Annotated in this window: 17 protein-coding genes; 5 read left to right on the top strand and 12 right to left on the bottom strand. The window is 73.0% G+C overall.

Translation table 11 applies throughout. From position 1 onward, the window contains the following. Positions 1-14 precede the first annotated feature (14 nt). From QOL15_RS13790 to QOL15_RS13765, 6 genes are all read right to left on the bottom strand, one after another. Positions 15-1,307, bottom strand: coding sequence for an ice-binding family protein (locus tag QOL15_RS13790; RefSeq protein WP_071246960.1), 1,293 nt, complete (start codon positions 1,305-1,307; stop codon positions 15-17). A gap of 179 nt (positions 1,308-1,486) precedes the next feature. After that, on the bottom strand, positions 1,487-1,924 hold the full coding sequence (locus QOL15_RS13785; RefSeq protein ID WP_083393965.1) for a hypothetical protein: 438 nt from the start codon (positions 1,922-1,924) through the stop codon (positions 1,487-1,489). Between the two features lie 132 nt (positions 1,925-2,056). Further along, positions 2,057-2,758: an HAD family hydrolase gene (locus tag QOL15_RS13780; RefSeq protein WP_065964605.1), complete on the bottom strand. Its 702-nt coding sequence runs from the start codon at positions 2,756-2,758 to the stop codon at positions 2,057-2,059. After that, positions 2,668-4,269 carry a glyceraldehyde-3-phosphate dehydrogenase gene (locus QOL15_RS13775; RefSeq protein ID WP_071246962.1) on the bottom strand — a complete coding sequence of 534 codons (1,602 nt, stop codon included), beginning with the start codon at positions 4,267-4,269 and terminating at the stop codon, positions 2,668-2,670. The genes QOL15_RS13780 and QOL15_RS13775 overlap by 91 nt, the downstream gene beginning before the upstream one ends. Then, a complete protein-coding gene (locus QOL15_RS13770) occupies positions 4,269-6,143 on the bottom strand; it encodes a phosphoenolpyruvate carboxykinase (GTP) (RefSeq protein ID WP_083393966.1) in 1,875 nt (624 codons plus the stop codon). The genes QOL15_RS13775 and QOL15_RS13770 overlap by 1 nt, the downstream gene beginning before the upstream one ends. Positions 6,144-6,257: 114 nt before the next feature. After that, positions 6,258-7,679: a cation:dicarboxylate symporter family transporter gene (locus QOL15_RS13765; RefSeq protein ID WP_071246964.1), complete on the bottom strand. Its 1,422-nt coding sequence runs from the start codon at positions 7,677-7,679 to the stop codon at positions 6,258-6,260. 189 nt (positions 7,680-7,868) lie between these two features. On the opposite strand from QOL15_RS13765, the gene QOL15_RS13760 reads away from it, so the two are divergent. After that, the gene (locus QOL15_RS13760; protein ID WP_254784105.1) at positions 7,869-9,503 is read left to right on the top strand and encodes an ATP-binding protein; all 1,635 of its coding nucleotides are present in this window, start codon (positions 7,869-7,871) and stop codon (positions 9,501-9,503) included. Beyond that, entirely contained in the window at positions 9,500-10,180 is a 681-nt protein-coding gene (locus tag QOL15_RS13755) for a response regulator (RefSeq protein WP_071246968.1), read from the top strand. The genes QOL15_RS13760 and QOL15_RS13755 overlap by 4 nt, the downstream gene beginning before the upstream one ends. A 251-nt stretch (positions 10,181-10,431) precedes the next feature. On the opposite strand, the gene QOL15_RS13750 is transcribed toward QOL15_RS13755, so the two are convergent. After that, positions 10,432-11,457 (bottom strand): hypothetical protein, encoded by a 1,026-nt coding sequence (locus tag QOL15_RS13750; protein WP_071246970.1) that lies wholly within the window; start codon positions 11,455-11,457, stop codon positions 10,432-10,434. Between the two features lie 150 nt (positions 11,458-11,607). Between QOL15_RS13750 and QOL15_RS13745 the strand changes: the two genes are divergently transcribed. Next, the gene (locus QOL15_RS13745; RefSeq protein WP_139197454.1) at positions 11,608-13,446 is read left to right on the top strand and encodes an alpha/beta hydrolase; all 1,839 of its coding nucleotides are present in this window, start codon (positions 11,608-11,610) and stop codon (positions 13,444-13,446) included. Next, positions 13,443-14,144: a hypothetical protein gene (locus QOL15_RS13740; RefSeq protein ID WP_139197455.1), complete on the top strand. Its 702-nt coding sequence runs from the start codon at positions 13,443-13,445 to the stop codon at positions 14,142-14,144. Before QOL15_RS13745 ends, QOL15_RS13740 begins: the two co-directional genes overlap by 4 nt. A 21-nt stretch (positions 14,145-14,165) precedes the next feature. On the opposite strand, the gene QOL15_RS13735 is transcribed toward QOL15_RS13740, so the two are convergent. The 4 genes from QOL15_RS13735 to QOL15_RS13720 form a co-directional block, all read right to left on the bottom strand. Further along, positions 14,166-14,363: a hypothetical protein gene (locus QOL15_RS13735; RefSeq protein WP_071246976.1), complete on the bottom strand. Its 198-nt coding sequence runs from the start codon at positions 14,361-14,363 to the stop codon at positions 14,166-14,168. Beyond that, positions 14,360-14,587 (bottom strand): hypothetical protein, encoded by a 228-nt coding sequence (locus tag QOL15_RS13730; protein WP_071246978.1) that lies wholly within the window; start codon positions 14,585-14,587, stop codon positions 14,360-14,362. The genes QOL15_RS13735 and QOL15_RS13730 overlap by 4 nt, the downstream gene beginning before the upstream one ends. Further along, positions 14,584-14,829: a hypothetical protein gene (locus QOL15_RS13725; protein ID WP_139197456.1), complete on the bottom strand. Its 246-nt coding sequence runs from the start codon at positions 14,827-14,829 to the stop codon at positions 14,584-14,586. Before QOL15_RS13725 ends, QOL15_RS13730 begins: the two co-directional genes overlap by 4 nt. A 334-nt stretch (positions 14,830-15,163) precedes the next feature. Beyond that, positions 15,164-15,583 carry an HIT family protein gene (locus QOL15_RS13720; protein WP_065964455.1) on the bottom strand — a complete coding sequence of 140 codons (420 nt, stop codon included), beginning with the start codon at positions 15,581-15,583 and terminating at the stop codon, positions 15,164-15,166. Positions 15,584-16,069: 486 nt separating this feature from the next. On the opposite strand from QOL15_RS13720, the gene QOL15_RS13715 reads away from it, so the two are divergent. Further along, positions 16,070-16,525, top strand: coding sequence for a GNAT family N-acetyltransferase (locus tag QOL15_RS13715; protein ID WP_065964457.1), 456 nt, complete (start codon positions 16,070-16,072; stop codon positions 16,523-16,525). Between the two features lie 51 nt (positions 16,526-16,576). Here QOL15_RS13715 and QOL15_RS13710 read toward each other — a convergent pair whose 3' ends face one another. Beyond that, positions 16,577-17,266, bottom strand: coding sequence for a hypothetical protein (locus QOL15_RS13710; protein ID WP_139197457.1), 690 nt, complete (start codon positions 17,264-17,266; stop codon positions 16,577-16,579). Positions 17,267-17,345: the final 79 nt, after the last annotated feature.

Raw genomic sequence — 17,345 nt, 5'->3', positions numbered from 1 at the left:
GCCGGACGGATCCGTCAGCTCCCGTGCTGGCCGCGGCGCGTGCGCGTGCTCGCGCTCCGGATCGCGCTCGCGCTCCGGCGGTGACGGGCGACCAGCGCGAGACCGAGGCCCGCCGCCAGCAACGCTCCGGCGATGCCGAGCGGCACCGTCGGGTCGCTGCCGGTGAAGGCGAGCTCGCCGTTCGGGGTGCCACCGCCCGAGCCTGCGCCGGCGATCGGGGTCCCACTGGGCGCCGTGGCCGGCGCGGTGGGCGTCGGTGCGGTCGCGGGAGCGGTCGGCGTGGTCGTGGCCGACGGCTGCACGGTGATCGTCACGGTCTGGGTGGCGTCGGGCGCGGTGCCGTTGGAGGCGGTCACGGTGACGGTGGCGGCACCCGGCGTGGTCGGGGTGCCCGAGACGACGCCGGTGGTGCTGTCGATGGTCAGGCCGGCGGGCAGTCCCGTCGCGGTGAACGTCGGGGAGGGCGTGCCCGTCGCGGTGACGGTGTACGAGTACGGGGTCCCGGCGGTCGCGGGGGTCGGAGCGCCGGACGTGATGGTCGGCGCGACCGTCTGCGAGGGCGTGCCCGGCGTCGGGCAGCCGGTGGGGGCCGTGATGGTGTTGGTGTCGAGGGTCACGGCACCGGTCCGGGCCAACAGGCGACCGACGACCGTCGCGCCGGTGGTCGCGGTCACGGACTGCTGCGCGAGCACGGTGCCGCGGAACTGCGCTCCGGTGCCGATGGTCGCGGAGCTGCCGACCTGCCAGAACACGTTGCAGGAGCTCGCGCCGCCGGTGATCGTGATGCGTGTCCCGGAGCCGATCGTGAGGGTCGACGCGGCCTGGAACACCCAGACGGAGTCGGCGCTGCCGGCGAGGGTGAGCGACCCGGTGTCCGCCAGGGAGAGCGCCCCACCCGAGTAGACCCCGGGGGACAACGACAGCCCGTCGAGCTCGGTCAGGCCGGTCTGTGCGGGGGTGAGCGACGCGGCGACGTCGTACGCGGTGGTCGTGTCCCGCTGCGCCTGGGCGGCCGCGGCGTCCGTCTGGTGCACGGTGCCGTTCACGACGCCGTCGGGAGCCGCGCCGAACCCGGTGATCGAGGTGCCGGGCGAGACGCCGAGGTCGCCGTCGACCACGGTCGGACCGGTGTTCGTGACGGCGCTCGCACCGAGGACGCCGTAGGTCGCGGCGGTGCCGAGGTTCACCGGCCCGTCGAGCACCGTCGCAGCGGACGCCGCCGACGTGCTCATCACCGCCAGGGACGCGGCGAGTCCGATGCCGGTGAGGGCGAAGAGGGTGGGGCGGAGGAAACGGGACGTGGCCATGGAAGGCACCTGTCTGGGACGGGGAGGCACTCGGCGAACGTCGACGACGCGCACGTGATCCCCGGTCTCCGAAGTATGCGCGCGGCCGGACAGGAGGACGAGGGTCCCAGCGGGATGCACCGCGCACTGCCAGGAACCACGTCGCGTGGACAGCGAGCGCACCCGCCGCTGTCAGCGGCTCACCGGTCCGGCGACGTGCTCCGGCGACGACCACGGACGACGGCCGCGGACACGAGCACCGCGCCCACCATCGCCGGGTGGGCGCTGACCGCCGCGTACCCGAGGGCGTCCGTCGGGCTCAGCCATTGCGTGGTCCCCGTCGTCCACGACACCCGCTGCACGACCGCGAACACGGTGACCAGGAGCACCACCGCCCCGGCGGTGACACCCACCGTCGGCCAGCGTGTGCCGACGGCCACGGCGGCCGCACCGACGAGGGCGAGTCCGGCGAGCACCAGCGGGTGGGTGGTCGAGTCGCCGCCGAGCGGGGCCGTCGCGATCACCGCGACGACGTACACGGCGACGACGCCGACGACGAGCCCGGTGCCGATCCGCGCTGCGAGCCGGAACCGGTGTCCTGCCCGGAGTCCTCCGGCCGTGATCTCCGACGTCGTCATGGTCTGCCCCCTCCACCGGCGCGTCGTCGTGCCGGGGTACCAGGGTCGCACGGCGGACGGGGCCACGGACAGACCCGCCTGTGTGGTGTCCCCGTGCGGTGTCGTCCCCGGTGGTGCTCGGCCGAGCCGGTGCTACCGGTCCGTCGGGTCCGGCTCGAGGGCTGCGAGGACCGCGGTCCGGAACGCCCCCGGGCCGAGGAGCTCGTGGTCGACGAGGAGGGATCGCATGCCCGCGCGCCGGGCGCCGGCGACGTCCCGCTCGGCGTCGTCGCCGACGAAGAGGCACTCGGACGCGCTGACGCCGAGGTCGCTCGCCAGGGCGGCGAACGCGCGCACGTCGGGCTTCTGGAACCCGGTGCGCCCGGAGACGTGCACCACGTCGAACGCGTCGGGGAGACCCGTCACGGCGAGCTTGTCACGCTGCTGCTCCTCCGTCCCGTTCGTCAGCAGACCGAGGCGGTAGCCGCGCGACCGGAGTTCGTCGAGCAGTCCCCGGCTCCCGGGGAAGGCGCGCCAGGCCGCCCGGTACCGCCGGAGGTAGCCGGCGAACAACTCGTCGAGGCGGTCGTCGTCTCCGTCGCGGCCGTCGAGCGCGTGGCCGAGCGGCGGGAGCACCGCGCGCAGGCGCTCCCGCCGCTGTTCGGCGAAGCCGATCTCCCCCGAGCGCCACCGTTCGAACTGGTCGTCCTCGGCGTCGGACCAGGCGCGGAGCGCCGCCTCGGACGCGGGCAGGCCGAGGCTCGTCAGGAACCCGGACGCACCGGTTCTGGCCGCTCCGCGGTGGTCGAGGAGGGTGCCGTCCAGGTCGAACCCGACCGCTCGGAGGTGCCGCACGTCTGCAGGCTACCGCCGACGTGACGGACTGCTGCGCGCCTCCCGACCGGGGTGGCGGGGAGCGCGGTCGCACGGCCTCCCGCCATCTCCTGCAGGATCCGGTGGACCTGGCGGCTGTAGCTGGACTCGTTGTCGTACCAGACGTACAGGACCACGTGCTCGGAGCCGTCGGCGATCGTCGCGAGCCCGTCGACGACGCCGGCGCGGCGACTGCCGAGGAAGTCGGTCGACACGACCTCGGGGGACTCGACGTAGTCGATCTGCCGCCGGAGCGACGACGTCAGCGACGCGTCACGGAGCAGGCCGTTCAGCTCGTCGCGGCCGACCGCACGGGCGAGCGTCAGGTGCAGGACGGCGAGCGAGACGTTCGGCGTCGGGACCCGGACGGCGTTGCCCGTGAGGCGCCCGCGCAGCTCGGGCAGGGCCTTCTCGGCCGCCCGTGCCGCGCCGGTGGCGGTGATGACCATGTTCAGTCCGGCCGCGCGTCCGCGGCGGTCGGCGGGGTGGTAGTTGTCCACGAGGTTCTGGTCGTTCGTCGCCGAGTGCACGGTCTCGACGTGGCCGTGCACGACGCCGTACGCGTCGGAGACCGCCTTGAGGACGGGGACGATCGCGTTCGTGGTGCAGGACGCGGCGCTGACGACCGGCGCGTCGCCGATCGCGTCGTGGTTGATGCCGTGCACGACGTTCGGCAGGTCGCCCGTGCCCGGGGCGGTGAGCAGGACGCGGCCGGCCCCGGGGGCGAGGAGGTGCTGCTCGAGGCCCTCGGCGTCGCGCCACCGGCCCGTGGTGTCGACGACGATCGCGTCCTCGATGCCGTGTGCGCGGTAGTCGACGGCGCTCGGGGCGTCGGCCGAGATGAACTGGACGAGCGTGCCGTTCGCCGTGATGGTGTCGTGCTCGGTGTCCACCGTGACGGTGCCGGCGAAGGGGCCGTGGATCGAGTCGCGGCGGAGGAGGCTCGCACGCTTGACCAGGTCGTCGGGCCCGCGGCGGCGGACCACGACGGCGCGGAGGACGAGGGGGGCGTGCTCGCCCGCGCGCTCGAGGAGGATGCGCGCGAGCATCCGACCGATGCGGCCGAAGCCGTACAGGACGACGTCGCGGGGCGCGGGTCGTGGAGCGTCTCCGGACGAGCCGCGCGCGAGGAACAGCTCGTCCTCGAGGAACTCGCGGAGGGGTGTCCCGAGCGGGTCGGCGCGGTGCCGGGCGGCCAGGTCCGCGAGGTCGACGGACGCGGACGCGACGTCCATGGTGTCGAGCTCGGTGAGGATCGCGAGGCTCTCGCTGACGGGCAGCTCGGTCTCGTCGACGCGGCGGGTGGACCGGTGTGCCTTGACGATCCCGATCGGGGACTCGCCGACGAGGGGCCGGCCGTACACCGAGGGGACGACGTCGTCACGGCGGTACAGCCGGCCGATGAGCGGGACCATCGCCTCGGCCGCGGCGAGCTTGTCGGTCCAGGCGTGCTGCAGGGCGGCACGGTCGGCGGCGGACGGTGCGTGCTCCATCAGGCCACCTGCACAGCGGGTTCGGCGGCGGGCGTCGCCGAGGCCTGCAGGGCGGCGCGACGCCCGTCGAGGACGGCGGTGAACACGGACGGCGTCCGTCCCGCGAACTCCGCGAGGAACTCCTCGGTGCGGTCGCACTCCTCGAGCCAGGAGTCCGGGTCGACGGCGAACAGGGCGTCGAGGTCCGACGGCGGGAGGTCGAGGCCGCGCACGTCGAGGTCGTCGACGTCGGGGAGCAGACCGACCGGGCTCTCGACCGCGGGCACGCTGCCCTCGACCCGGCGGGCGATCCACTCGAGCACGCGGGCGTTCTCGCGGAAGCCCGGCCAGAGGAACGAGCCGTCGTCGCCCTTGCGGAACCAGTTCACCTGGAACACCGCAGGGGCCCCCGCGCCGAGCTGCGCACCGACGTCGAGCCAGTGCGCCCAGTGGTCGGCCATGTCGTAGCCGCAGAACGGCAGCATCGCGAACGGGTCGCGGCGGAGCTCGCCGACGGTGCCCTCGGCCGCGGCGGTGCGCTCGGACGAGACGGTCGCGCCCATGAACACGCCCTCCGCCCAGGTGGGGGCCTGCGCCACGAGCGGCACGTTCGTCGAGCGTCGACCGCCGAACACGACGGCGTCGATCGGGACGCTGTGGTCGAGGTCTGCCGCGCGGGACGGGCAACGGTCGAGCGCCACGGTGAACCGGGCGTTCGGGTGCGCCGCCGGGGTCCCGCTCGCCGGGGTCCAGTCGGCACCCGTCCAGTCGACCAGGTGCGCCGGCGGCTCCGGCGTGAGGCCCTCCCACCACACGTCGCCGTCGTCGGTCAGGGCGACGTTGGTGAAGATCGTGTCCGCCGCGATCGTCTCGACGGCGACCGGGTTCGTGTCGACGCCGGTCCCCGGCGCGACGCCGAACAGCCCGGCCTCGGGGTTGATCGCGTGCAGCCGCCCGTCCGACCCCGGACGGAGCCAGGCGATGTCGTCACCGATCGTCTCGACCGACCACCCGGGGAGCGCCGGCTGGAGCATCGCGAGGTTCGTCTTGCCGCAGGCGGAGGGGAACGCCGCGGCCAGGTGGAACGCCCGGCCCTCGGGCGAGGTCAGCCGGATGAGCAGCATGTGCTCGGCGAGCCAGCCCTCGTCGCGCCCCATCACCGAGGCGATCCGCAGCGCGAAGCACTTCTTCGCGAGCAGGGCGTTGCCGCCGTAGCCCGAGCCGTACGACCACACCTCGCGGGTCTCGGGGAACTGCACGATGTACTTCGTCTCGTTGCAGGGCCACGCCACGTCCTCGTGCACGGTGCCGTCGTCGTCGCGGAGGGGCATCCCCACGCTGTGCACGGCCGCGACCCACGGCACGCCGGCGCCGATCGCGCGGAGCACCTCCGGACCGAGGCGGGTGGTCTTGCCCATGCTCAGGACGACGTACGCCGAGTCGGTGACCTCGACGCCGAGCTGCGAGATCGGACCGCCGACCGGACCCATCGAGAACGGCACGACGTACATCGTCCGACCGCGCATGCTCCCCGCGAAGCGTCCGTCGAGCTCGGCGCGCATCGCCGTCGGATCACGCCAGAGGTTCGTCGGGCCGGCGTCCTCCGGGGTGGCCGAGCAGGTGAACGTCCGACCCTCCACCCGGGCGACGTCGCCCGGTGCCGATCGGGCGAGGTAGCTGTTCGGTCGGCGCTCCGGGTCCAGCGCGACGAGCTTGCCCTCGTCGACGAGCTGCTGCGTGAGGCGAGCCGTCTCGTCCGGTGACCCGTCGCACCAGACGACCGCGTCGGGGCAGGTGAGGGACGCGACCCGGGCGACCCACGCCTCCAGGGCGACACGGGGTGAACCGGGGACGGTGGCGGGGGCGGGACTCGTGTGGTTGGGGTTGGTGATCATCGGCGATCTCCTCGGGGCGGGCCGGCGCGTCAGCGCCGGGCGGGACGGGCGGAGTGGTGGTGGGCGCGGAGGCGGCGGTCGGCCGACCCCGTCAGTGGGGGCCGGCCGTCGCCGTCAGCGGCGGTCGGCGGACGCTGCGGAGCGCTCGGGCTCGACGATCGTGCGGACGGCCTCGGTCGAGATGCGCTCGCGCTCGACGGGGGCGGGAGCGCCGTGGTCGTCGGCGGACATCGTCCGCTCGTCGAACGGCGCCGCTCCGGACAGGACCCGCTCGACCTGCTCCTTGTCGATCTGCCGGGTCCACGTGCCGACCAGGACGGTCGCGACCGCGTTGCCGGTGAAGTTCGTCAGGGCGCGGGCCTCGGACATGAACCGGTCGATGCCGACGATGAGCCCGACGCCGTTCACCAGGTCGGGGCGGTGCGCCTGCAGCCCGCCGGCGAGGGTCGCGAGGCCGGCACCGGTGACGCCCGCGGCGCCCTTCGAGGCGATGATCATGAAGACCAGGAGCGAGATCTGCTCCGGGATGTTCAGCGGGGTGCCGAGCGCGTTCGCGATGAACAGCGACGACATCGTCAGGTAGATGGCGGTGCCGTCGAGGTTGAACGAGTAGCCGGTCGGGACGGTGACGCCGACGACGGGCTTCGAGACGCCGAGGTGCTCCATCTTCGCGATGAGCCGGGGCAGGCTGACCTCGCTCGAGGAGGTCGAGACGATGAGCAGGTACTCGCGGCCGAGGTACTTCATGAGCCGGAAGATGTTCACGCCGGTCACGAGGCGGAGCAGGAGGCCCAGGACCCCGACGACGAAGACGATGCACGTGATGTAGAACGCGACCATGAGCGTGCCGAGGGCCACGAGCGCCGCGACGCCGGTGGCGCCGACCACGGCCGCGATCGCGCCGAAGGCACCGACCGGGGCGGCCCACATCACCATCGCGAGGATGCGGAACACGAGGGCCTGCAGGTGCCGGATGCCGGTGAGGATCGGTGCGCCCTTCTCGCCCATCGCCTGGAGCGCGAAACCGACGAGCAGCGCCACGAAGAGCGTCTGCAGGATGCTGCCGCTCGTCAGCGACGACACGAGCGTGGCGGGGATGATCCCGAGCAGGAAGCCGGACGTCGACGACGCGTCCTCGGCGGAACCGGCCGGCGGGTCGTACTTCGCGGTCGACATGTCGAGGTGGTCGCCCGGGTGGATGAGGTTGCCGACGACGAGGCCGATCGCGAGGGCGAAGGTCGACATCGCGATGAAGTACCCGAGCGCGAGCCCGCCGACCTTGCCGACCGTCGCCGCCTTGGCGATCGAGCCGACACCGAGGACGATCGTGCAGAAGATGACGGGGGCGATCATCATCTTGATGAGGGCGATGAAGCCGTCCCCGATCGGCTTGAGACCGACCGCGAAGGTCGGTGCCGTGAGCCCGACCACGATGCCGGCGGCCACGGCTGCGATGACCGCGATGTAGAGCCAGTGCGAGCGGTCCAGCCCGCGACGCCGCGCAGGGCGTGCGGTGGACGAGTGCGTCGATGCCATGAGACTTCCTTGTCGTCAGGACCGGGGCGTCGTCACCTCGGTCGGCTCGTTCCCCGGTGGGGACGGGCCCACCCTGCCGCGGACCGCACACGGGAGGGGACTTGTGTTCATTGCGTTCACGGATGGTCCCAGGCGGTCGGGTCGTGTCGCAGAATGGGGGTCCCGCGACGAGGCGAGGAGGATCGGACCGTGGCACCGAGACGTTGGAGCATCGCCAGGCGGCTGTTCGCGCTGCAGCTGTTGTTCGTCGTGGTCGGCGTCGCGGTGGGCGGCGCCTGGAGCTGGTCGTCGGCGCGCGCGGACCTCGAGGAGCGTGCCGCCGACCGGAGCACCGCCGTCGCGGTCTCGATCGCGCGGAACCCCTTCGTCGTCGAGCAGGCGTCGACGAGCGATCCTTCCGCACGGCTCGAGCCGTACGCGCTCGACCTGATGCGCCGCACGCAGACGGACTTCATCACGATCATGGCGCCGGACCGCACCCGCTGGACGCACCCGGACCGCGCCGAGATCGGCCGGCCCTTCCGCGGCACGATCACGCCGGCGCTGCGGGGCGAGACCTTCACCGAGACCTTCGCCGGGACGCTCGGCCCCTCGGTGCGCGCGGTCACCCCGATCACCGACCAGGACGGCACGGTCGTCGGGCTCGTCGCCGCGGGCGTCACCGTCGCGAACATCTCCACCGCGCTGGTGCCCCGGCTCGTGTCCGTCGTCGTGCTCGCCCTGGCGATCGTCGCGGTCTCGGCGCTGTTCTCGTGGCTGCTCAGCCGGTACCTCGGCCGGGTCACCGGTGGCCGCGGTCCCGAGGAGCTCGCGCGGGTGTTCGCCTCGTACGAGGGCGTGCTCCACTCCGTCCACGAGGGACTCGTCGTCATCGACCGGTCCGGAGCCGTCGTGCTGCACAACGACCGGGCCGCGGAACTGCTGCACCTGCCCCCGCCCGCCGAACGGCAGGAGCCGATCCCGCTCGCCGAGGTCGACCTGCCGGAGGGTCTGCGGGCGCTGCTCGCGTCCGGGGACCGCGCGGTGGACGAGACCCACGAGACGGCCGACCGTGTGCTCGTGGTGAACCAGGAGCTGGCGTTCCCGCGGGGGTCGGCGAAGCCGCTCGGCACGGTGGCCACGATCCGGGACCGGACCGAGGTGCTGCACCTGTCCGGGGAACTCGCGGCGACGCGGACCCTCACGGACGCGCTGCGGTCGCAGACGCACGAGTTCGCCAACCGGATGCACGCGGTCGTCGCCCTCATGGAACTCGGTCGGGTCGACGAGGCGATCCGGTTCGCGTCGGACGAGCTCGACCGACACGCGGACGCCGGGGCGCCCGAGGTCGGTGTCCGCGCCGACGGCGGGGAACCGCTCACCGCGACCGCCCAGGTGCTCGCCGCCGTGCTGAGCGGGAAGCGCGCGCAGGCGCACGAGCGAGGCGTCGTGCTCGTGGCCGACACCAGCGGCCTGCGAGGGGCGGTGTCCGCGCCCGCGAGCGACGTGATCACGGTGCTCGGGAACCTCGTCGACAACGCCGTGGACGCCGTGGCCGAACACGCCGGGGGACCGGACGGACCGCGGGTGTTGGTCACCGTCGCGACGCTCGACGACGGGCACACGCGGATCACGGTCGAGGACAACGGCCCCGGCATCGCCGACGTCGGTGCCGCCTACGAACGGGGGTGGTCGACGAAGCCGTCCGGGCCGGAGGGGCGGGGGATCGGACTCGACCTCGTCCGCTCCACGCTCGCCGCCGTCGGCGGGACGATGACCGTCGACACCGGCCCCACGGGGAGCACCTTCGTGGTCGACCTCGACGCGCGGCAGGTGGTCGCGTGACCGACACGATCCGGGTCCTGATCGTCGAGGACGAACCCCTCACCGCGGAGGCCCACGCCGCGTACGTCGCGCGGGTGGAGGGCTTCACGGTGGTCGCCTCCGCGGCGACCGGACGGGAGATGCTCGCCGCGGTCGCCGCCGAGAAGCCCGACCTCGTCCTGCTCGACTTCAACCTGCCCGACGCCCACGGCCTGCAGCTCGTCCGCGCCCTGCGCACCGCCGGGTCCGCCGTCGACGTCATCGCCGTCACCGCTGCGAACGACGTCCGGGGCGTGCGGAACGCGATCGCGCTCGGCATCGTGCAGTACCTCGTCAAGCCGTTCAGCTTCCGCACCTTCGCCGACCGCCTGACCACGTACCGCGAGTACCGCCGCGGGTTCGACGACCGTCGGTCGCTCTCGCAGGCGGACATCGACCAGCGGCTCGGCACGCTCCGCCCGGCGGTGCCGACCGAGCCGGAGAAGGGCATCGCGCGCGAGACGCTCGAGTCGATCGAGGGCGTCCTGATGCGTGCGGTCGGCGGGGCTTCGGCGACCGAGGTGGCGCAGGCGACGGGGACCTCGCGCGTGACCGCCCGCCGGTACCTGGAGCACTTCGTCGCCGTCGGGCAGGTCGAGAAGGACGTCCGGCACAGCGGCCAGGGGAGACCGGAGTACGAGTACCGCTGGCTACGGTGACCTGACCCGCGAGTGCGGTCTCGAGCGACGGCCCGGCGAGACGGCATCCGGTCTCGTGGTCATGACGATCCCGGTACGCGAACTCCGCGCATGCTGCACCGGGATCGTCAATGGGGCAGACCGAAGACAGGTCGCTGACGCGACCACGGGCGGACGGGAGGCGCGGTGCGGGTCGGCACCGCGCCTCCCGCCCGGCAGTCGTCCGGTCGGACCGGCGGACGCGCGCCGAGTCGTCCGGGGGCGTGTCCCGGTCACGGGACCGGTGCCGGTGCCCCGCCGTCGACGGCGGAACGCGCACCGTCGCCGTGCAGGTCGGCGTACGCGCGCGCCCGCCGGATGCGGCGCAGCGTCGGCGGCGCCGCCCAGAGCAGGACGGCCGCCATCAGCAACAGGAACACGACGGGGAGCAGCCCGAGTTCGCCGCGCACGGCGTATGAGACGAACTGGCACGTGATCCCGCCGTACAGCAGTCCCGTGAACGCCAGTTGGAACCGCAGCACGAGGGGGAGGAGCCGGGCATACCGGAGTGCGCCGCGCTGGTCCTCCGCGTCGAGGAGGAGTGCCTTCCCGCGGAGGACGACCTGCGCGAAGCGCCGCAGTCGTCCGATGTCCCGACCACCGGTGGCGCGGAGCGCACGGCTGAAGGGCAGGGAGACGAGCACGGCGGCGATGGCCGTCGCCGTGAACGTCAGCTGTCCCGCCAGGAACGCCTCCTGCGCGAGGTCCGGCCCGCGTTCGCGGAGGAGCGTCGCGAGCAGGGTGTGCATCATCGAGGCCACGGCGGCGGCGATGGCGAATGTGACGGCGATCGTGCGGACCTTCCGGCGGACGATCGTCGGGGCGGGTACGACGTCGTCGCCGGGCCGGTCGTCCACGGGCTCCGTCCTCCGGAAGCGGTCGCCGAGCGGCCTCGCGACGGCGAGCAGCACCGCAGCGCCGGCGATGAGCACCACGGGGACCCAGGACGGCGCACCGGCCGCCACGCTCGCGAGCACGAGGACCACGGTGGCGACCACGGCGGCGACCACGTCCGCGCCGACGACGCCGACGAACCACCAGCGGAGGTACCGACGTCCCTCGGGCGAGGACCGGTGGTCCCAGTACCCGGCGAACGCCCCGATCAGCATCGGCCCCAGGACGAGGAACGGCGTGGTGATCGACGTCGCGACGCGGAGTCCCTGCGGCGCACCGTCGAGCTGGAGGGCGACGAGCAGCCCGGCCCCGAGCGACAGTGCAGTCAGCACGACGACCGTCAGCAGGTAGGCGAGAAGGCGCATCGTTGCTCCTTCGCGACAGCATTCACCACGATCGTGTTCGCGGACGGGGACCTCGCGCGTGCCCGCCCGCCGGCACCTCGCTGGCTGACGAGCCGCGGATCGTGTAGTGTCGGACATCAGATTACGGGTCACACGACGGGGGTAGTGTGCATGACGATCGCATTCGATGACGCGGTTGCCGAGGCGCTGGTCGCCGCAGCCGACGGCGCCTCCAGAGATCTCAGGGCTCAGGCGATCGCGAACCGGGTGCGGGTCGAGACCGTCGCGACGGACTTCCGCGGCGGTTATGCGACGCTCTTCACAGCGGGCAGCACGGTCCGGTCGGAGGACACGCAGAAGCTCGCGGGGGTGCTCGCAGACTTGGGGGACGCGGTCGGACAGGCCAGGCGTGAGGCCGACCAAGAGCGTCGTCGACAGCGTGCAGTCCGTGAGTGGACCGCACGAGAGGCGGAGCGTGACCGTCGCCGAGCTTCTGGCGACCCGTTCGCAGCGTCGTCGGCGTTCGTCGACGGACTCGTCGACGTCCGCCCCGACCACACCGCTGTCCGCCCCACCCCGCTGTCCGCGAACTTCTCCCCACGGGCGCGGGTCCGGTCCGGTGCAGCCGGCTCCGGCGGGACGTCGGCAGCCGACCCGGACGCTCTCCGCGTCTTCGCCGGCGCGAGCCGCGCTGCCGACCTCAGCACCGCACAGCACCTCATCCAGGTGAAGAACGCCTGGAGCAGGTTCCGTTCGACGTGCGCGTGGACACCCGTCGAGGGCTCGACGGTGGTCGGGGGTTTCGATGCGCTGCTGGCCGAGAACGCAGCGGAGGCAAGTTGGCTCGAGGGCATCGCCACGGCATTCGAACGTGCGGGCGGTGGATCCCTCCCCGATCTCGCGCTCGATGCCGTCGCCGTCACGTCGTCGTCCCCCGAACTCGCGCGGCTCCTGCGACCGGGCCTCACCCCGGCGGAGGTGGCCGAAGCGTACGCGCAGCTCCCGCAGACGGACGCGTACGTGCGGTCCCTGCCGTTGGCCGCGCAGTACCTGTTCGCGAACCTCGACGGGGTTCCGGCAGCCAAGCGCGACATCGCATCGCGCGCCGTGCTCGCGGCTGCTGTCGAGGAGCCCGAGCGGGTGTACCAGCTCATGGGCTTCGGAGAGCAGCGCGGGCTGTCCGACTTCACGGAACAGGTGCGGGGGCTCCAGGAAGCAGTGCGCAAGGCCGACGTCCGGGCGAGGTACCTCCCGGGCGGCCCCACGATGCAGAAGGCGCAACTCGTGGGGTTCGGTGAGCACGACGGCGCGCTGGTCGCCGCGGTGTCGCTGGGTGACCTGGACACGGCCGCGAACGTGACGGTGAACGTCCCGGGGATGAGCTCGGACGTCGCCGGGATGGGCGGACGAGTGGTTGCGGCCGAAGGGCTCCTGCGAAGAGCGCACGAGACCGACTCCGACCAGACGTACGCTGTCGTGTCCTGGGTCGGCTACCACGCGCCAGTGCCCGGCACGGTCGGTTTGCCCGACCGTTCGGAGTCGGGAGCTGCCGAACTCGCGTCGTTCCTCGACGGAATCCATGACAGCAGGACCGGAGGGCCTCCGGATCGCGTCACGGTCGCCGCCCACTCGTACGGGTCCACGACCGCGGTGCAAGGCCTCGAGCTCACTCGACACCGCGTCGACTCGTTCGTGTCCTACGGCTCGGTGGGCTTCCCGTACGGTACGGAAGTCGAGGACATCAACGCCAGCGCCGTCTACGCCACACAGGCTCAAGCGGATCAACTCGCCACGGTCGGTCAGCGTCTGGGCATCTTGACCAGGGCCGACCCGCGATTGTTCGACGGCGTGCAAGTGTTCTCGTCGGAGGCCGGTCCGGAGACGGAGTCCGTGACCGGCCACGACATGTGGCACGACCCGGAATCCGACGATGTCGGCTACCTCTCGAAGAAGTCCAGGTCGTTGCAGGAGATCGCTGAGATCGTTGCGAAGGGGAAGGTGGGCTCATGAGTGTCCTGAGGACGACCACACGACGCCGAGTCGTGATCGCGGCGCTCGCCGCACTCCTGCTCGCGACGGCGGGGTGCGCGACCAGCACAGGAAGAGGGAACGACGTGGCCGAACAGGGTGCGCGAGACGCCGCCGGGGCGACCCGGCAGCAGGTGGAGCGGATGAGTCTGCACGAGGAGTTCGATCTCGCCGGTGAGCGGTACGAGCGAGGTCAGGCGCTGCTCGCCGACGCACAGGCGCGGATCTCCGACGGGGTGTGGACCTGGAACGGCGGGGACGTTCTCCCGCTTCCCGGCGACGATGCGTTCGGCGACGTGCCCGACGGGGCGACGGCGGAGAACAGTTACTCGTTCCGGACGGTCCGGATCCTCCACCCGGAGGGGGCGACCGGCGCGGCTGCGGACCTCGAACCGATGCGGCGCTGGTTCGACGAGGAGGGGTGGCGTTCGCGGAGCGCCGAGATCGGGCAGAGCACCGAGCTGCGGGCGGACACCGGGGACGGCTGGTGGGTGACGTGGACGGTGCGGAAGAACGGCCAGTACTCGGTCGGCGTCTACAGCGAGACGTTCTGGACCAACGACACCGATGCGCTCGTCGAGGCGATCGCAGTCCGAGACCCGGCGGACTTCCCCGAGGAGTCGGCGCCCGGGGTGTCCGCGCCCTTCCCGAAGTGGAGTGACCCGGTGCGGGAGCCCTGAGGGACCGTGCCTCCACCGCGGTCAGAACGACAAGCCGTCGCCCACCGCGCCGAGCACCACGCCGATCGCCCTGCCGACCGGACGGACGACGAGTCGCCAGGACCAGAGCGCTCGTCGCGGCCACCACGCCGGGGCATCGGCGTTCGCGCGTCGATGCATCTCGGCAGCGCGCTCGCTCCGTGTCCACGGGCGGTCGCGGTGCTTCGGACCCACGTTCACCCCCAGATCATCCGGTCGGACAGCTCCTCGGGGATCTCCTCGTCGAGCGGCAGCTCGAACCGCTCGAAACCTTCGGGCATCGCGCGGTAGCTCGCCCACCGATCGACGAGCTCGGCAGCGGCACGGTCGGCCTCGTCCGCGGAGGCGAAGAACCCGAGGAGCTTGGCGCCGATCACCTCGTCCTCCGCCACCGTGGACCGGTGCACGAGGAGCCAGACGGTCATGCGTCGACCTGGAAGAAGTCGGAGTTCCAGCCGCTGACGATCCCGACCTCGTACCGGTCGACGTGGACCGTGCGACTGCCGCCCGTCTCCCGTCGCCGCTCCGCGGCGTAGGCGTTCGCTGCCGCTGCCGTGGAGAAGGCGCCGAGGACCCGGTCGAGGTCGTCGTCACCGGGGAAGATGGCGTCCTCCTCGGACACCCACCACACGGCCGTGGGCGCTTCGGGATCAGGAGTGCTCTGCACCGTGACACCGTACCGACCGCGATCGCGTCACGTTCCGGATTCTGACGATCTCGGTGCACGGATCCCGAGGATGCTGCACCGGGATCGTCACAACCGCAGAACGATGACGGGTCGCTGACTCGACCATGCGTGAAGCGACCACGAGCGTCGCGACCACGCGCGGACGCGGACCGACGGTGGGTCGCTGTCGCGACCACGGTCGGACGGGAGGCGCGGTGCGGGCCGGCACCGCGCCTCCCGTCCGCCCGTGGTCCGGTCAGACCGCGACACCAGTCGTTCCGGCGCGCGACACCGGACGGTCCCCGGGCGTCGGAACCACGAGGGCTCCTGCTCGTCAGTCGAACATCTCCGCCAGGGCCGCGTACGGGTCGCCCTCGACCCGGTGCGCCGACCGCCCCTCGGGCCAGTGGGTCGTGCCGTCGTCCGGCCAGCACGGCACGACGTGGAAGTGCAGGTGGGGGACGCTCTGCCCGGCGTCCGGGCCCGAGGCCTGCAGCACGACCGTCCCCGTCGCCCCGAGTCCCGCACGCATCGCACGGGTGACGCGCTGCACGAGCGCGATCGTCGCCGCGAGCGACGTCGGCCCGGCGGCGCGGAGGTCGACCGTGTGCTCCACCGGCACGACGAGCGTGTGCCCCGGGGCCAGTGCGGAGTCGGGCAGGGGCGCGAACGCCACCGCCTCGGGTTCCCGCTCGACCCACACGGCGGGCGACGAGCCCGCGATGATGCCGCAGAAGGTGCAGGCGTCCGTCATCCCCGACGCCGTGCCCGTGCGAGCACCGCGACGACGGCCCGGCCCGCTGCGACGGCTCCGCCCCAGATGAGTGCGGTCATGGTTCCCCCTCCGTCCGGCGCCGGTCACCACGTCGGTGTGGTGCGCTCGACGCTCCCGTACCCGGATCGCGTCCGTGACCCGGGGCCCGCGTCCGTTCCCCGGGTCGCGGTCGACTCCGAGTATGGCGTCGGCAGGCCCGATCGGTCCAGCGTCGGTCGGTCGGTCGGAACGGGAGCGTGCTGCGTGGCCGAGCTGTCCGAGCCCTCATGGTGCACCGGGGTCGTTCGTCATACGATCGTCTTGCGGCACCCGTGGTGCAGCCGTTCGGGTCGGCTCGCACCGCGGGTGCTCACCACCCGTCCGCACGGGGGCACGGCACCGTGCTGGTCGCCGCGGACGGCCGGGAGGCGCGGCTCGCGCCCGTCACGCCGCCCACGTCCGCCCCGCCGACCGTAGGGTGACCGCATGACCGTGCACGTCCGACCCGTCCGCCCCGCCGACGAACGGGCGTGGTCGACGCTCTACGCCGGGTACCGCGCCTTCTACCGACTCCCCGACGACCCCGCGGCCGTGGCGACCACCTGGTCGTGGGTGTCCTCCGGTGCGCACGGCCTGACCGGGCTCGTCGCGGTCGACGCCGACGACCGACCCGTGGCGCTCGCGAACCTCCGCCGGTTCGTCCGACCGTCGACCGCGAGCACCGGGCTGTACCTCGACGACCTGTTCACCGCTCCGGACGCGCGGGGCACCGGTGCGGCGACGGCGCTCCTGCACGCGGCTGCGTCCCTCGCGGCCGACGAGGGCGCGACCGTCGTCCGGTGGATCACCGCCACCGACAACGACCGGGCCCGCCGCGTGTACGACACGGTCGCGTCGGCGACGCCGTGGGTCACCTACGACCTGGCGCCGGCACCGCACTGACGGCGCCGGCACCGCACTGACGGCACCGGTCGACGCGGTCGATCGCCGTGGTCAGCCCGCGTCGCCGAGGAAGGCGACGTCCACCCAGGGCAGGAGGTCCCGGTCGACCACCGCGGTGACGACCCGGCCGTCGTCGAACGGGAACGCGGACCCCACCACGAACGGGTCGGTGTCGAGCAGCAGTCCGACGCGCTCCTCGCCGTCGACGACCACGGGGTGCGGTCGGACGGCGTCCACGGTCACGAGCTCGACCCACGGACCTCGGGGCGACGGGCCGTCGAGCCCGTGCGCGCCGCGGTGGTGGTCGTGCAGCACGTGGTCGACGTGGGCACGGAGGAGCTCCCGGGCGTCCTGGTCGCCGGCGGCGCTCCAGTGCGTCGTGACCGCGTCCCACATCGTCGGGAAGCGCATCCGGTCGCGAGCAGCCAGCAGCCACGCGGGAAGGTCGCCCGGGACCGGGCCGTCGAGTGCGGCACGCTCGGCCGCCGACAGGTCGGCCAGGTTCACCGGGTCGTCCCGGTCGTCGGGGTTCCGCCAGAAGCCGTAGTTGCGGGTGACAGCGGCGTCGACGGTCACCGCGTCCGACCCGCTGCCGTGCTGGCTCTCCTGCAGGCCGGTCACGCCGAGGTCCTCGAGGTGGCGCTGCGCGACGAGACCGGCGACGCGGATGCCGAGTGCCGCCACCCGCGCGTGCACGGCGAGCGAGGGGTCCGGCGCGTCCGATCCGACGCGACCCGACACGTGCACCTCAGGCCGCCACGCCGCGTGTGACGACCGTGGCCGTCCGCGGTCCGTCCCGGTGGTCCCTCGACCGCTCCCC

Origin of the sequence: Curtobacterium sp. MCBA15_012 (assembly GCF_001864935.2) — a bacterium.
Classification (GTDB): domain Bacteria; phylum Actinomycetota; class Actinomycetes; order Actinomycetales; family Microbacteriaceae; genus Curtobacterium.
The sequence above is the reverse complement of the archived record's forward strand: the minus strand, read 5'-3'. Positions and strand labels throughout refer to the sequence as shown.

Bases quoted from the DNA above. Each gene is read 5' to 3' on its own strand.
- QOL15_RS13790 (WP_071246960.1), bottom strand. From the start codon at position 1,307: ATGGCCACGTCCCGTTTCCTCCGCCCCACCCTCTTCGCCCTCACCGGC.
- QOL15_RS13785 (WP_083393965.1), bottom strand. From the start codon at position 1,924: ATGACGACGTCGGAGATCACGGCCGGAGGACTCCGGGCAGGACACCGG.
- QOL15_RS13775 (WP_071246962.1), bottom strand. From the start codon at position 4,269: ATGGAGCACGCACCGTCCGCCGCCGACCGTGCCGCCCTGCAGCACGCC.
- QOL15_RS13770 (WP_083393966.1), bottom strand. From the start codon at position 6,143: ATGATCACCAACCCCAACCACACGAGTCCCGCCCCCGCCACCGTCCCC.
- QOL15_RS13765 (WP_071246964.1), bottom strand. From the start codon at position 7,679: ATGGCATCGACGCACTCGTCCACCGCACGCCCTGCGCGGCGTCGCGGG.
- QOL15_RS13750 (WP_071246970.1), bottom strand. From the start codon at position 11,457: ATGCGCCTTCTCGCCTACCTGCTGACGGTCGTCGTGCTGACTGCACTG.
- QOL15_RS13745 (WP_139197454.1), top strand. From the start codon at position 11,608: ATGACGATCGCATTCGATGACGCGGTTGCCGAGGCGCTGGTCGCCGCA.
- QOL15_RS13740 (WP_139197455.1), top strand. From the start codon at position 13,443: ATGAGTGTCCTGAGGACGACCACACGACGCCGAGTCGTGATCGCGGCG.
- QOL15_RS13730 (WP_071246978.1), bottom strand. From the start codon at position 14,587: ATGACCGTCTGGCTCCTCGTGCACCGGTCCACGGTGGCGGAGGACGAG.
- QOL15_RS13720 (WP_065964455.1), bottom strand. From the start codon at position 15,583: ATGACGGACGCCTGCACCTTCTGCGGCATCATCGCGGGCTCGTCGCCC.
- QOL15_RS13715 (WP_065964457.1), top strand. From the start codon at position 16,070: ATGACCGTGCACGTCCGACCCGTCCGCCCCGCCGACGAACGGGCGTGG.